Annotated in this window: 11 protein-coding genes; 3 read left to right on the forward strand and 8 right to left on the reverse strand. The window is 73.2% G+C overall.

What is annotated here, in order from left to right; translation table 11 throughout:
* Nucleotides 1–11 precede the first annotated feature (11 nt).
* The 3 genes from ACIBMZ_RS26140 to ACIBMZ_RS26150 are packed head-to-tail and all read right to left on the reverse strand — an operon-like array spanning nt 12 to nt 3,896.
* On the reverse strand, nt 12–704 hold the full coding sequence (locus ACIBMZ_RS26140) for a hypothetical protein (protein ID WP_396698180.1): 693 nt from the start codon (nt 702–704) through the stop codon (nt 12–14).
* Nucleotides 701–2,185: a type VII secretion protein EccE gene (eccE, locus tag ACIBMZ_RS26145; protein ID WP_396698182.1), complete on the reverse strand. Its 1,485-nt coding sequence runs from the start codon at nt 2,183–2,185 to the stop codon at nt 701–703. Before eccE ends, ACIBMZ_RS26140 begins: the two co-directional genes overlap by 4 nt.
* A 31-nt stretch (nt 2,186–2,216) precedes the next feature.
* Nucleotides 2,217–3,896 carry a right-handed parallel beta-helix repeat-containing protein gene (locus tag ACIBMZ_RS26150; protein ID WP_396698184.1) on the reverse strand — a complete coding sequence of 560 codons (1,680 nt, stop codon included), beginning with the start codon at nt 3,894–3,896 and terminating at the stop codon, nt 2,217–2,219.
* Nucleotides 3,897–4,106: 210 nt separating this feature from the next.
* On the opposite strand from ACIBMZ_RS26150, the gene ACIBMZ_RS26155 reads away from it, so the two are divergent.
* The 3 genes from ACIBMZ_RS26155 (at nt 4,107) to ACIBMZ_RS26165 (ending at nt 6,261) form a co-directional block, all read left to right on the forward strand.
* Entirely contained in the window at nt 4,107–4,490 is a 384-nt protein-coding gene (locus ACIBMZ_RS26155) for a YwqJ-related putative deaminase (protein ID WP_396698186.1), read from the forward strand.
* A complete protein-coding gene (locus tag ACIBMZ_RS26160; RefSeq protein WP_396698188.1) occupies nt 4,487–4,972 on the forward strand; it encodes an SUKH-3 domain-containing protein in 486 nt (161 codons plus the stop codon). Before ACIBMZ_RS26155 ends, ACIBMZ_RS26160 begins: the two co-directional genes overlap by 4 nt.
* Before the next feature lie 71 nt (nt 4,973–5,043).
* Nucleotides 5,044–6,261 carry an SseB family protein gene (locus ACIBMZ_RS26165; protein WP_396698224.1) on the forward strand — a complete coding sequence of 406 codons (1,218 nt, stop codon included), beginning with the start codon at nt 5,044–5,046 and terminating at the stop codon, nt 6,259–6,261.
* On the opposite strand, the gene ACIBMZ_RS26170 is transcribed toward ACIBMZ_RS26165, so the two are convergent.
* The 5 genes from ACIBMZ_RS26170 to eccCa form a co-directional block, all read right to left on the reverse strand.
* On the reverse strand, nt 6,262–6,876 hold the full coding sequence (locus tag ACIBMZ_RS26170) for a hypothetical protein (protein ID WP_396698190.1): 615 nt from the start codon (nt 6,874–6,876) through the stop codon (nt 6,262–6,264).
* A gap of 24 nt (nt 6,877–6,900) precedes the next feature.
* Complete coding sequence (mycP, locus tag ACIBMZ_RS26175; RefSeq protein ID WP_396698192.1) at nt 6,901–8,154, reverse strand: type VII secretion-associated serine protease mycosin; 1,254 nt, start codon at nt 8,152–8,154, stop codon at nt 6,901–6,903.
* A gap of 110 nt (nt 8,155–8,264) precedes the next feature.
* Nucleotides 8,265–9,995 carry a hypothetical protein gene (locus tag ACIBMZ_RS26180; protein WP_396698194.1) on the reverse strand — a complete coding sequence of 577 codons (1,731 nt, stop codon included), beginning with the start codon at nt 9,993–9,995 and terminating at the stop codon, nt 8,265–8,267.
* 34 nt (nt 9,996–10,029) lie between these two features.
* Nucleotides 10,030–10,653, reverse strand: coding sequence for a hypothetical protein (locus ACIBMZ_RS26185; protein ID WP_396698196.1), 624 nt, complete (start codon nt 10,651–10,653; stop codon nt 10,030–10,032).
* Between the two features lie 127 nt (nt 10,654–10,780).
* A complete protein-coding gene (gene eccCa / locus ACIBMZ_RS26190) occupies nt 10,781–14,743 on the reverse strand; it encodes a type VII secretion protein EccCa (protein WP_396698198.1) in 3,963 nt (1,320 codons plus the stop codon).
* Nucleotides 14,744–14,797: the final 54 nt, after the last annotated feature.

Genomic DNA, 14,797 nt, shown 5'->3' on the forward strand with positions numbered 1-14,797 from the left:
GCGGCCTGCGGTCAGCCGCCCCGGGCCACCGGTCCGACGAGCTGACCCTCGGTGCCGGTCATGCTGAGCATCACCCACTGCACCTTGCCCTTGGTGATCAGACCGACCATCTCCGGGTGCAGTTGGGTGAACCAGCCCTGCACGCTGGCCAGACCGAGCGCGGTCGCGGCGGTGGCGGCCTCGGCCTCGGTGAGTCGTTGCAGCACCACGATGTCGCTGCGGACCAGCACCTCGACGTCCCAGCCGGCCAGGTCGTCGCGGACCACGAGGGTGGCCCGCCAGGGCGCGCTGAGGTTGGTGTCCGGGCCGGTGACCGGACCGGTGTCGATCACCACGAGTTGCGGTTCGGTCGGGGTGGCGGGCACCGGCGGGGCCACTCCAGGAGGGAGGAACGAGGCGATCTCCCGGCCGATCACGCAGCGCCGCAGGAAGGCGTCCCACTCCTGCTCACGGGCGGTCTGGATGAACAGCCGAGCACCGAGCGCGAGAGACCGGAAGGCGAGCAGTTCGGCGGCGCGTACCCCGCCGGTCAGCATCAGCCGGGTCGGCTCGGCGCGGAACACCCGCAACCCGACCGGCTCCTGCTGTCGGTTGCGCCCGACCACCAGCCCGCCGCCCCCGGCGACCAGGTGCAGGCCGGCGACGGCCGCCTGGTCGGTGACGTACAGCCCCATCCGGCTGCCGGGAAAGGCGACGCCGTTCACCTGAGGAAGCCTCCGAGCGGCAGGGTGGCGGCCACGCCGTGCGCGTGCTCGCCGTCGAGTCGTTGCAGGCGGCCCCCGTGACCACGGACCGCCTCCTCCAGTGCGCGGTCGGCGGCGGCGAGCGCGTCGGCGTCGGCACCGATCAGCCGGAACGCCACCTCCACCACGGTGTCGGCGGCACCGGTGCGACCGGTCTCCCGGGTCACCGCGATGGAGACCACGCCGGCCGCCGCAGGCAACCCGCGCAGCAACGGATCCACCTCCCACGACCGGTGCGGCCAGTCGAGCAGCCGGTGGCAGCTCTGCGGGACGCCCTGCGCCGACCAGTGCCGCCAGCCCTCCCGGGCCAGCGGCCGGTCACCGCCGGCCGGGCCGTCGGTGAGGTGGGTCAGGCCGGCGACGGCGGCCAGCACCTCGTCCCGGTTGAGCAGCCGCGTGGCCACCCGGTCCTGGCGCAACTGCCGCCGGGTGCGGCGGATCGCCGCAGTGAGCGCCGGGCGCAGGTCACGGTCGGCGTGGAAGTCGGGGGTACGCGGCGCCTGGAGCACCACCCACGCCTGCCGACTCGCCGGCACCTCCCCGCCGGTCAGTTCGCGGTACGCCCGGTCCACCGCTGCGGACCGCGCCCGAGGCGCCGGGGTGACCTGGATCAACACCTGCACCGCCACGGCCGGAGTGTCCGGGTCGACCGCCGGCAGCAGCGACACCGGTGACGGCAGGGCCTGCGGCGCACCCATCAGCAGGGCGCCCTCGGTCGGGTCGACCTCCAGCACGGCGCTCAGGCCGCCCCGGTGGGTCAGCAGCACGGCCGGCTGGTCGTCGATCTCGACCTGATCGAGTTCGACGCTGCCCTCCAGATTGGTCAGCAGGTGCCAGGCCGCGTCCGCGCCGGTGGCGGGGACCTGTCTGCGGCGGCCTCGATAGCCCCACCAGACGGCCAGCCACTGATAGAGCCACCGCCCCCGGTGCCGCAGCAGGGTCGGCGAGAGCAGCAGCGCCACGACGGTGGCCACCGCGACGGTCAACGGCAGGCCCTGCCCGCTCGTGGCCAGCACTCCGGCCGCACCGGCCTGCCAGGCCACGAGTTGGGCGACGTGGATCCCGCCGACCCGCAGCGGACGCCGGTGCGGGCGTACCACCGGGACCGCCGCCTCGGGCGCGGTCGCCGTCGTGTCGAGGCTCTCCGGCCGGGCCGCCACGTCGGGCTGGGCCGGGGGCACCGGTCTCGGCTCCACCGCCGGCTCGGCGGCCGGAGCGGCTGCGGCCAGCGCGGCGGCCCGACTGGTGTACGCGGTCCCGACGGTCGCCCGTCCCTGAGTACGCTGCGCGGCCCACTCCTGCCCCGGCCCGGCCCCGCCGAGCGTCGGTGCCGGCACGGCGGCCTGCGGCGGCGGTGCCGTGCGCTGTGGTGGCGGTGCCGTGGCCCCCGGGTGTTGCTGCCAACCCGGTTCGCCCGGCCGCGCCACACCCGGATGCGTCACCGCCACTCCCTCCCTGACCGGTCCGGCATGGTCAGCGTCCGGTCGCGGCCTCGACGTCGGCGACCGTCACGGTACGCAACTCGTCGAGACTGGGTCGCTGGCCGGACTGGCGCAGTCGCTGTGCCTGTACCTTGCGTACGCCCTCGAACAGTTTGCGCGCCTCCCGGGCGTTGCCGAAGTTCTCGTCCCGTTCGATGGTGCCGAAATGCCTCCGGAGCACCTCGGAGACCCCGTCGTCCAGAAGGTATTCGTCGCCGGAGGCCATCCGCTCCACGATGACCACCAACTGCTCCGGCGAGTAGTTGCCGAACTCGATGGTCCGCGCGAAACGGGAGGCCAGACCGGCATTGGCCTCAAGGAACGTCACCATGTCGCCGGTGTAGCCGGCGGCGATCACCGCGATCTCGTCCCGATGGTCCTCCATCAGTTTGACCAGCGTGTCGATGGCCTCCTGGCCGAAGTCGCCGCCGCTGCCGAAGGACCGGGAGAGGGTGTACGCCTCGTCGATGAAGAGTACGCCGCCACGCGCCTGCTCGAACGCCGCGGCGGTCTTCTCGGCGGTGTGGCCGAGATATTGTCCGACCAGGTCACGGCGGGACACCTCGCGGAACGAGCCGCCCGGCAACGCACCCAGCGCGGCGAGCAACTCGCCGTAGATGCGCGCCACCGTGGTCTTACCGGTGCCGGGCGCACCGGCGAAGATCAGGTGGTGGCTCACCGCGCCGACCGGCAGCCCGGCGCTGCGCCGCCACTCGTTGACCTGGATCTCGTCGATCAGCGCCCGGACCTCCTCCTTCACCGACTCCAGGCCGACCATCGCCGCCAGGTCGGCGAGCAGCCTCTCCACCCGCGCGGTGTCCTGCGGCGTGCTGGCGCGGGCCGCCGCCGCACCGAAGGCCGCCTGCCGATTCACCCGACCCTCCACGATGGTCGGGGAGGCGCCCTCGGCGATCTCGATCGCCGGTTCGGCGGTGTTCTCGGTGGTGCACTCGGTGACCGAGCCGTGGCAGCCCCGACCGAAGGTGACCGCCGGGCCCCGGGTGTCCCGGATCCGGCAACGACGCAGCACCGGCGCGCTCTGGTGCACGACCGCGACCCCGGCCTGGCCGGTCTGCGAGATCTCGCACGCCTCGATGGTGGGCTTGCCGTACTGGTAGATGTAGATGCCCCGGTTGCCGCAGCGGGTCACGGTGGTGGTGCGGATCGTCGGGGCGGCACCGATCCGCACGATAATGCCGTCCTCGGCGAGGTCGCTGAACTCGCACCCCTCGACGCTGCCCTCGGAGTCCTCCACCACCAGGCCGTAGCGTCCGCCGGTGACCCGGCAGCGGGCCAGGTTGAACTCCGAGCGACCGGCGATCTGGACGGCGGCGCCGAAGCCGGCGCTCAACTCGCAGTTGGTCAACGTCAGCTTCGTCCGGTCGGCCACCACGACCGGCGCGTCACCGGCCTTGAGCACGAGGTCACGCAACTCCAGGCGGCCGGAGTTGCAGGAGACCGTCGGGTACGTCCCGGAGGAGGCGTCGATGGTGACCGTGCCCGGCCCCTCGGCGGCGACCACGGTGGCCTCGCGGTCGTTGACGAACAACGCCTCGTAGTAGGTGCCGGGGCTGACCGCGACGACAGTGCCGTCGTCCGCCGCCGCCAAGGCCTCACCGATGGACGGGTAGGCACCGGCTTGGTCCGTGGAGACGAGAAGGGTGCGCGTCATGGCTCCGGGCTTCGTGCGGCGAGCAGGCGGGGGTCGGACCGACGATATCCCAGCCGCTCCACCGAATGTGAGCCCCGCACGCTCCTGCGACGGGTGGCGCGCCGGGCCGGGACGACGCGGACCGGGCCGCGCCGCAGCGCCGTCGCTGGTTAGGCTCGGCGAGCGGTCCCGGCCGGTCGGCCCGGGAGACGACGACCTCCGGGAGGACGGATGACGCAGCCGCGGATGCTGCCGTTGGCGGCGGGTGCGCTGCTGGCCGACGGCACCGTCTACACCCACACCTCGGTACGCGGTGACACACCGCCGGACCTGCATCCGGTGGTCCGGCGTTTCCTGCACGGCCTGCCGGCCGACCAACGTGAACGCTTCACCGGTTGGTGTGCCGAGGCGGTGCTGGTCTCCGACCGCCTCTACGCCGCGCAGCAGGGTGGGCCGCCGATCGAGGCGGCGCGGGCCCGGGCGCTGCTCTGGGGTGCGAAGGTGCGGGTGACCCGGGTACGCGAGGAGGGCGACCCGCGCCACGGCGAGGTCCAGCCGCCCTGCCGGTCCTGCGCGGCGTTGCTCGACTGGTTCGGCATGGAGGCGTTGACGTGACCGGACGATTCCCACCCCTGGTGGCCGAGGCCCTCGCCGAGGCGGGCTGGTCGCCCGACGGCCGTGACGACGACCGGGGCCGCGAGTGGGGGCTGCGGATCGCGGCCCAGGCCAGCCCCGGCGGCCGACAGCACACGATGACGGCTGCGGCCATCACCGCGTACGCCGAGTTCGGTGGGTTGCGGGTACGTCCACGGGGCGAGGGCGAGCAGATCGCGCCGAGCGAGTTCCACCTGGACCCGTTCCTGGTGCGGCAGTCGGTGGAGACCCTCACCGAACTGGCGGCGGCGATCGGCACACCGCTCAGCCCGCTCGGTGAGGAGGGCGACGGCACCGGCATCCTCGCCGTCGACGCCCACGGCAGGGTGTTCGTGCTGGACCACACCGGGGACTGGTTCCTCGGTGCGGACCTGGACGAGGCGATCACCGGTCTGGTGCTCGGTCGGCAGCCGCAGCGCGTGAACCTGGACGGCGGCTGGTGACGGACCGGCAGGCCACCACCGACCGGCAGCCTGGCATCGGCTGGCAGCCCACCACCGCCACCGAGCGGGCGATGGTGGCCGCCGCCGAGGCCGACGACCGGGCGGCCTTCCTCGCCGCGCTCGCCGACGGTCCGCTGCTGCTGCCGGTGTCGCCGTCGGCGGCGGCCGGCCTGGAGCCGGTGGCCTGGCCCACCGCCACCCACGACGGGGTGACCCACGTGCTGACCTACACCTCGGCGGGTGCGATCGCCGCCGGACTGCCCGGCCGGTCAGTCGACTACCACGTGTTCGGGCTCGCCGACCTCGCCGTCGACTGGCCGGACGACGGTTGGCTGCTGGCCGTCGACGCAGGCTTGCCGATCGGGCTGCGGCTGACCGCCGAGGAACTGCGGTCCGTCGCCGCGCCCATGGTCGAGGCGGAGCGCCCGCTGCGCGAGGCGATCCGACAGCAGGACCCGAACGCGCTGATGTCGGCGCTGTTCCGGGCCGAGCTGGTGCTGCCGCTGCGCCCGGACGGTCCGGCCACCCGCGACCTGTCCGACCCGGAGTTCCCCTGGTGGCACCTGCCCGACGAGCGGGGACGGCCGAGCCTGCCGGTGTTCACCTCGGAGGCCCGGATGCGTCAGGCGTTCGGCGACCACGATCTGGTGGCGGTCAACAGCCTCCAGCTCACCGACCACTGGCCGGACCTCTCCTGGCAGTTGTCGTTGAATCCGGACACCCCGCTGGCTGCGGCGCTGCCCGGCGAGGCGCTGCTGAAGCTACGTGAGTGGGTCGGTGAGCTGCGCCAGGTGATGACCGAGGCGACCGAGGAGGAACGGCGTCGCCGCGAGACGGCCGCGTACGCCGATCCGTCGCGGCGGGGCGTACCGGTGCCGCGCACGGCCTCGGAACCCGAGGACGACGAGGGGCCGGACCCGGACGTACCGCTGCTGCTGCAACTGGTCATCCCGCACCGCTACCTGCCGTCCTACCTCGACGACGGGTACGACCGGGCGGCCGGGCTGGTGCACGCCTGGCACGGCCCGGGGCGGGACACCCCGGCACGGCTCTACCGTCGCCTCGGGCTGCTCGGCGAGGGCTCGCCCTTCGAGGAGGGCGACGAGTGGGTGGCGGTGCTGCGCTGGCCGCCGGGCGAGACCACGCCGCCGGAGTGGGGCGAGGGCGGGCCACGCATGGAGTCGCTCGTCGTACCGGACGGCACCGCGCTGCACTGCCTGCACCAGGACGGCCGCGACGAACTGTTGGCCCGCTTCGACTCGACCACCCGGCGCTGGTCCCCGGCCTGATCAGGAACGGCGGCGGGCGAACCAGGCGCGCGCCGGTGGGCTGCACACCAGGGCGAGTGAGACGCCCGCGAGGCCGCCCACCACCAGCGGGGTGACCATCGTCGGCTGGAAGGTCAGCTTGCCCTGCGACAGCAGCGTGACGATGACGACGACGAAGATCCCGAAGGTGAAGCCGGCCGGCACGGTCAGCCCGGCCGCGCCGTCGCCCTGCCAGGCCATCATCATCCCGAGCGAGGCGAGGAACACCACCAGCAGGGCGAGCGCGAGGACGGCGCCACCGATGCCCACCACCAGCAGCCGACCGATCCCGGTGCCCTCCGTGCGCAGCATGGCCAGGAAGAAGGCGATCCCGGCGACCAGCCACACGACGACCGCCGGCACCATCAGCAGCACCGCGAGCGTGACCACGGGCGGACGCGGCGCAGCCGTCCGCCCGGGGGCGGGCAGGCCGGGCGGCGCGCCCTGGGCCTCGTGGGACGGAGCTGCCGCTGCCGGCGCGGCCACCGTCGGTGCCGGGCCGAGGATCGGGGAAGGGGCAGGCGCCGGGTACGGGCCGGACACCGGCGGTGGGCCGGGAGGCGGGTACGGAGATCCACCGGTGGGTGTGGACGACACGGGTTCCTCCTCGGGGCGCATCGGTCAGCCCGGCGGCCGGCGCCAGACCGAGTCGTCGGCGGGCTCGTCGGATCCCGGCCCACCCGACGGGAGCGGCGTGCCGGGTGCCGGGTCGACGGGTGCGGGTCGGTCCTGCTCCGCGACGGCCCTGCCCCGACGGGCGCGACGCAACAGCACGACAGCCGTCACGGCCCCGACGAGAAGCACCAGGATCCCCACCCAGACCAGGACCACGACCATGGTCTCCGCCGGGCCGGGGCCCTCCACGGCACGGGCCGCCGCCAGGTCCGCGTCGAGGTCCGGCTCGCCGGGGGACGGTGCGGCGCGGCCCCGACCGTCCGGCTCACCGGTCAGGGCGGCCCGCAGGTCCAGGGCACCCCATCCGTAGTGCAGGTCCCGGCCCGGCTCACCGGCGTCCCGTGTGGTCTCAAGCAACCGCTCGAAGAGCTGATAAGCGGTCAGGTTCGGGTACTTCGCCTTGACCAGGGCCAGCGCCCCGGACACGATCGCGGCTGATCCGCTGTTGCCGACCGCGGTGACGTACCGGCCGCCGGGCGCGGCCTGCACGATGTCCTCGCCCGGCGCGGCGATGTCGACCTCCTCGGCCGGCAGCGCCGCCTCCTTGCTGATCACACCCGCCCGGTCGGTGCCGTTCACGGCGATCGCGCCGGGGTGCCGGGCCGGGTTACCGATGATCGCGTCCTTGCGGTTGCCGACCGCCGCGACGACGACCACGTTCCGCTGGTACGCCCGGTCCACCGCCCGGTTCAGTTCCTCGCTGTGGCTCGCGCCGAGCGAGACGTTGACGATGTCCGCGCCGTTGTCGACCGCCCAGTCGATGCCGGCGGCGATCGCGGTCGGCGCGATCACGGCGGCACGTGGGCTCTTGATCGTGACCGGCAGGATGCGGGCCTTCGGTGCGATCCCGAGTACGCCGTCCCGGTTACCCGGGCCGTGTCCGTGCCCGGCGATCAGCGAGGCCATGCCGGTGCCGTGCCCCTCCCGGTCGACACGGCCCCTGGCCTCGTCGTCGTAGAGGTCGACGCCGGGTACGACATTGTCCCGGAGATCCGGGTGTGACGCGTCGACCCCGGTGTCGATCACCGCGACGGTGACGCCGTCGCCCCGGCTGACCTTGTGCATCTCAGTCAGCTCCAGGGCCGACAGGTGCCACGAATCGTCCCTGGTGGAGTCGGCCAGCGCGGGTGCGGCGGGCACGACCAAGGCGGCCACGGCGGCCAACGCCACGGCCGTCACCGGTCGGGTGGGGACTCGCATACCCGTCTGCCTTCCGTTGTGGGCCGCCGGTCCCCGACGGTCAGGAACGTGGACGGTCACCGCATGGTACGGGTCGGCCACCGGAATTCCGGTGACCGGCCCGCCGCTGCTCAGGCCTGCCCGAGCGCCCGTCCCTGCTCGCGAGGGCGCTGCTCGGCCGGGGCCTCGACCACACCGACCGCGGACGACTCGGTGACCCACAGTTCGTCGTCGCCGTCGCCGTACTCCCAGCTCTCCTGCTCCCCGTCGCGTGCCGGACCGGAACGCGGCTTGGGCACGGAGCCCCCGACGCGGCGTCCGCCGAGCGACGGCGCCGGGCCGGTGGTCGGTGCCGGCCGGGCGGCGCCGGTCCGGCCGGTCAGGCCGGGCCGGGCACCGGTGCCGGGCGTGGGCTTGCCGGACGGCGTGGCCGGGGGCGTGGCGCTCCGGCCACCCGGAGCGGAGCCCGCCCTGGGTGGCGTACCGGGTGCGGCGCCGCGCTGACCGCCGAGGCTCGGCGGCGGCGAGGTGGCCGGACGTGCGGGGGCGGCACCCCGCTGGCCCGGCCGGGCCGTGGAGCCCGGCAGTTGCGGGCTGGACGCCGGTGGGGTGGGCGAGCCGGTGGGCCGCAGCCCGCCCGCTCGGCCCGGCCTCGCACCCGGTGCGCCCGGCGCACCGGTGTTGCCGGGCAGGGTCGGACGGTTCGGGGCGGGACCCCGCTTGCCACCCGGGGGTGCTCCGGCGCCGTTACCCGGTCCGCCGGCTCCGGGGAGGGTGGGGCGGTTCGGCGCCGCACCTCGGCTGCCGGGCGTGGTGGGTCCACCGGCGCCGGGCAGCGAGGTGCGGGGCGCGTTCGGTCGTCCGCCCGAGCCCGGTTGGTTCAGGCCCGGGTTGGCCGGACGAAGCCCGGGACCCGTCACCGGCGGTGGCACCGGGCCGGGTGCGACGGGAGCGTTCGGCGTGCTCACCGGTGGTGGCGCGGCCGGGGGCGGCCCGGCCGGGGCGACCGGGGACGCGACACCGGCGAGGCTGACGCCGCCCGGCGTACCCGGCGGCGGAGCGGCCGGATCGCCGGGCCGGTCGCCCGCGTTCGGCTGGTTCGGCATGTCCGGCCGGTTCGGGCGGGCGCCGTTGAGCGAGGGCGCGCCGGGTCGGCCGCCCGGTGCGCCCGGCGGCGTCGGCCGGGGAACACTGGACTGGTCGAAGATCACCGCGTCGGTCGGGCCCTTGAACTTGCCGCCTCGCGTGATGTTCGTGATGTACGTGTCGATGTAGAAGTCGGCCAGCGGCTTGACGATGTTCTTGGCGCGCTGGTGGTATTCGTTCTGGACGTCCTCGTACGACTTGCCGTTGTTGATGCCGAAGAGGTCGCCCAACTGGATGCCCTCGTCAGCGGCGCGGACGTCCGCCTGCTTGACCTGCTCGGCCTTGTACTCCAGCCAGAGTTGCCGCATCTCGGTCTGGGTAGTCTTGATCTTGCTGGCGAGCTGCTCCAGACCGGTGGCGTTGTTGGTGGCCACGGTCTTCCACTCGTCCAGCGAGTGCAGCGTCGCACCGACCCGGCCCATGAAGACGCGCGCGGCCGGCGACTGCCACTTGGCGTCGAGCGAGTCGGCGTGGCGCTTGAGGTTGTCCCGGGTCGCCTGGAGCAGACTGGCGGCACGTCGCCACATCTCGGCGAGGGCGGTCGTGCGTTCGTCGCTCTCCTTGCGGACGTACTCCCACATCTGCTCGACGTTCACCGAGTCCCACGCCGTGGGCTCGTACGGCGTGGACTGGGCGGCCCGCTCGGCCGCATAGTCGTCCGACACCCCTGAGTACATGTGGTAGCTCGGCGGCTGCCATCCGTAGTAGTCGCTCATCCCCGCTCCTCAGGTCCCACGTTCCGCCCCGCCGTCACTGCAGACTCGACTGGTCCAGCCGGAGATCCTCGCCGTGCATGCGTTCGCTGTCGCCCGGGATCACGTACGCGCCGGAGCCCTCACCGACGACCTCCCGCTGAGCCCACTCCGGTGCCTGTTCCCGCTGGTCGCCGGTGGGGCAGGAGTCCATGCCGTAGTAGGGGTTCATGGGCACGGGGTCGGCGGCCTCCGGCGGAACCACCCCGGCCGGGTCGTCGGCGTTGCCCTCCTGCCAGGCGCCACTCAGGGTCTCCTGACCGTCGACCGCGTGGAACGCGTTGAAGACGTCGTCGTTGGTGGCCTGGGCGAGCGCGTCCCCGGTCAGGTACTCCGCCGAGATGGACATGGCGGCGGTGCTGAGCGCGACGAGTCCCTTCATCGCGTCACCCATCAGGTGGGACACCGCCATCCGGCTCTCGTCGTGCCGGCCCCGGAAGAACGCGGCCTCCTTCATCCCGCCGCCGCCGAACGGCGCCTGCACGGTGAGCATGGGTTGCAGGCCGCCCTCGAAACTGGGCCGGAAGTTCTCGTCCAACTCCTTCTGGATCGCCTGCGCAAAGTCCTTGAGCTGTTGGATGTCGACGTTGATCTCTTCGTCGACGAGCCATTCGTCGCCCATGTCCCTCCCCCGATCACTCACCTGGCACCGGCGCGGCCGGCCATCGCCCCGCGAGGCCGGTCCCGCAGCCGCGCAGGCTAATCCACTCTGGCCGACGGTATGCCGTCCGGGCAACCCCGTACCAGGCTCAGGAGCGCGGTGGGAGGTGCACCAGTTGCACCAATCGGGTCCCGCCGCGCCGGGACACCAGCCAGCCCCGGCCGGGTGGCAGCGGTCCGGGACGGACGGTGCCGAGCAGCACCCCCTCGTCCCGGTTGCCGGACATCACGATGCCCGGCGTGCTGATCTCCCGCAGCCGCATCAGCACCGGCTCGTACAACGCCCGGCTCGCGCCACCGGTGCGTCGGGCGATGACCAGGTGCAGACCGATGTCCCGGGCCTGGGGCAGGAACTCCAGCAGCGGGGTCAGCGGATTACTGCCCGCCCCCGCCACCAGGTCGTAGTCGTCGACCAGCACGTACAGGTCGGGGCCCTTCCACCAGTCGCGGGCCCGCAACCGCTCCGCGCTGATGTCCGGCGGGGGCAGCCGGTCCCGCATCACCGCGGCGACCTCGGTCACGATGCCCTCGGTGACCTGAGCCGTCGAGCCGTATCCGATCAGGTGCGGCGAGTCGATGTCACCGAGCAGGCTGCGCCGGTAGTCGACGAGGACCAGCCGCGCCTGGGTCAGCTCGTTGCGGTCGACGATCGTCTGCGCCAGCGCCCGCAGGAAGGTGCTCTTGCCCGACTCGCCGTCGCCGAACAGGATGAAGTGCGGATCGGCGGCGAAGTCCAGGTGCACCGGTCGCAGGTCCACCTCGGCGATACCGATCGGCACCCCCGGACGGCCGGTGTCCGGCAGGCTGCCGTAGGGGACCACCGGCGGCAGCAACCGGATCGGCGCGGCACCTGGGCCCTGCCACGCGGCGGCCAGGTCGGTGACCAGCTTGCGCGCCCCCTCGGGCAGGGTCTCCGCCTCCTGCGCGCCGTCGGCGCGGGGCAGCGCCGCGAGGAACTGCTGGCCGTCCGGCGTGATACCGCGTCCCGGTGACTTGTCCGGCACGTTCATCGCCGCCCGACGGTCCAGGTTGGAGTCGCTCGCGTCGGCCAGCCACAGCTCCAGGCGCGTGCCGAAGACGTCCCGGACGGCCGGACGCAGGTCCATCCACCGCCCGGCGGTGACGATCAGGTGGATGCCGAAGGACAGACCACGGTTGGCGATGTCGTTGATGGTGGGTTCGAGATCCTCGAACTCCGACCGCAGGGTGGCCCAGCCGTCGATGACCAGGAAGACGTCGCCGAACGGGTCGTCGTCGTGCTGCCCGTGGCGACGCGCCCGCCGGTACTCGGACATCGAGTCCACACCACGCTCGGCGAACCGGCGTTCCCGCTCGCCCATCAGCAACTGCAACTCGGCCACCGTACGGCGCACCAGCCCGGCGTCGAGCCGGGTCGCCACCGACCCGACGTGCGGCAGCTCGCGCAGCGAGGAGAGCGCGCTGCTGCCCAGGTCGAGGCAGTACACCTGGGCCTCCCGAGGGGTGTGCGTCAGGGCCAGCGAGGTGACCACCGTACGCAGCAGGGTGCTCTTGCCGCTCTGCGGACCACCGACGATCACCGCGTGCCCGGCCGCCCCGCCCAGGTCGAACCAGAGCACGTCCCGGCGCTGCTCGAACGGCTTGTCGACGATGCCCACCGCCACCTGCAACTCGCCCAGCAGACCGGCGTGCGCCACGGTCACCCCGCGCGTCGGGTCGGCGGTCAACGGCGGCAGCAACTGGTCCAACGTCGGCGGTTCCGCCAACGGCGGCAACCACACCTGGTGGGCCGGCTTGCCCCGGCCGGCGAGCCGCCCGACCAGGATGTCCAGCACGCTCTCGCCGACCCCGTCGGCCGGCTCCGGCGTCTCCTCCGGCTTCGGCGTGCGGGTCACCGGCGGGGCGACGTAGGCGGTGGTGTACTCGCGTACCCGGTCCCCGCCGTCACCCGCCGCGACCGCCGCGGCGGTCTTGCTCCGGTACGCGCCGGAGACGTACGCGGCCTTGAACCGCACCAGCGGCTCGGTGCCGAACCGCAGGTAGCCGTGCCCCGGCGACCGAGGCAACTCGTACGCGTCGGTGGCACCGAGCACCACCCGCGACTCCATCGCCGAGAAGGTCCGCAGACCGATCCGGTACGACAGGTGGGTGTCGAGCCCCCGCAGCCGCCCCTCCTCCAACCGCTGACTGGCCAGCAGCAGATGCACACCGAGCGACCGGCCGACCCGGCCGATCTGCACGAACATGTCGATGAAGTCGGGCTTCGCGGTGAGCAGCTCGGAGAACTCGTCACAGATGATGAGCAGGCTCGGCAACGGCGACAGCGGTGCGCCCGCCGCCCGGGCCTTCTCGTAGTCGCGCTGCGAGGCGTAGTTGCCGGCGGACCGCAGCAGTTCCTGGCGGCGGACCAACTCGCCGTTGATGGAGTCGGTCATCCGGTCCACCAACGGCAGCTCGTCGGCCAGGTTGGTGATCACCGCACTGGTGTGCGGCAACCCGTCCAGCCGGGTGAAGGTGGCGCCACCCTTGAAGTCGACCAGGACGAAGTTGAGGTTCTCCGACGAGTGGGTGGCCGCCAGCGCCAGCACCAGGGTCCGCAGCAGCTCGGACTTGCCGGACCCGGTCGCGCCGATGAGCAGCCCGTGCGGCCCCATGCCGTCCTGCGCGGACTCCTTGAGATCCAGCTCGACCGGCCCGCCGTCGCTGCCGATCCCGATCGGCACCCGCAACTTGTCGCGGTTGGGTCGCGGCTGCCAGCCCCGGTCGACGTCGAACTCGTACGGGTCGCCGATGTCGAGCAGGTCGGCCAGGCCCAACTCGCCGGTCAGCGGCGTGTCGCCGCCGCTGCGCGAGGCGGCCGACAGACGCAGCGGGGCCAACTGCATGGCCAGCGCCTCGACCTCGGCCGGTCGGCAGTCGTCGGCCCGCCCGATCTCCGCCGGCCCGTCCACCGTGACGCTGTCCAGCCTGCGGTCCGCCGACACCTCCAACACCAGCCGCGCCCGGTCGAGCAGTCGCGGCGCCGGAGTGGAGAGGTCGAGCAGGGTCACCCCCTCCACCCCGCCCTCGGTCATCAGGTGGTCGGAACCGGCGGTGTCACCGCCGTCGACGACCACCAGCACGTGCGGTCCGGCGACCTGCTGACCGCCGCCGCTGGCGTTGAACCGGGGTCGGCTGGCGAGTACGTCGTCGAGCATCGCCTCCAGGCCGGTCACCGAGGGCGACACCAACCGCAGTTGACCCAACGCGTCGGTGCGCGACGGGTGGAGGGCGTGCGGCAACCACTTGGTCCACTCCCACTCGGCCCGCCGATCCGGTGCCACACAGATCGCGATCAACATGTCGTCCGGTGCGTGGAACGCGGCGGCCTGGGCCAGCACCGCCCGGACCATGCCCCGCGCGGCGTCGACGTCGCCACGCAGGTGTACCCGGGCGAACCCGTTCAGCGCCATGGTCACCGGCAGGTCGGGCACCTCACCGTAGGTGGTGAGGAAACGACGCAACGCCAGGGCGCACATCGGCTCCAGTTTCTCCAGCGACGTGGCCGGCGGCGGTACCAGAGGGGTGGCCAACTCCTGCGGACCCAACCCGATCCGGACCGTGCCGAAGTCCACGTCCCCGCGCCGACGCTCCCACAACCGCTGCCCCAGCGGCAGCGACCAGAGGATGTCCGGGTCCGGGTGCCGGTAGAAGGCCGCCTCGCGCTGCTTGCGGATCGTCTTGAGCACCCGGCGACGCTGCCGCGACAGGTGCGTCATGTACTCCCGGCGGCGCTGGAGCATCTCCTGCTTGCCCGGCCCACCCGCGTTGTTGGTCAACTGTGAGCCGAGCATGCCGATGGCGGAGAGCCCGAACAGGCCACCGGTGACGTACCCGAGGGTCGACCCGCCCCGCCCGGCGAACATCAGGGCCATCGCGAACGAACCGGCGAGCATCGGCAGCAGCATCATCATCTGCCCCCACGCCTTACCGGTCGGCGCGGGCACCTCGGGCGGCGCCTCCAGGAGCACCTCGCCGGAGGGATACTCGGGCTCCGGCTGCCGCGCCGGTCGTTTGACGACCACGGTGCTCACGTGACAGACCTCCGTTGCCTCTCGCGGGCGTGCTGCGTACGCCCGACCCCCGTG

It is taken from the genome of Micromonospora sp. NPDC049900, from assembly GCF_044461025.1.
Taxonomy (GTDB): domain Bacteria; phylum Actinomycetota; class Actinomycetes; order Mycobacteriales; family Micromonosporaceae; genus Micromonospora.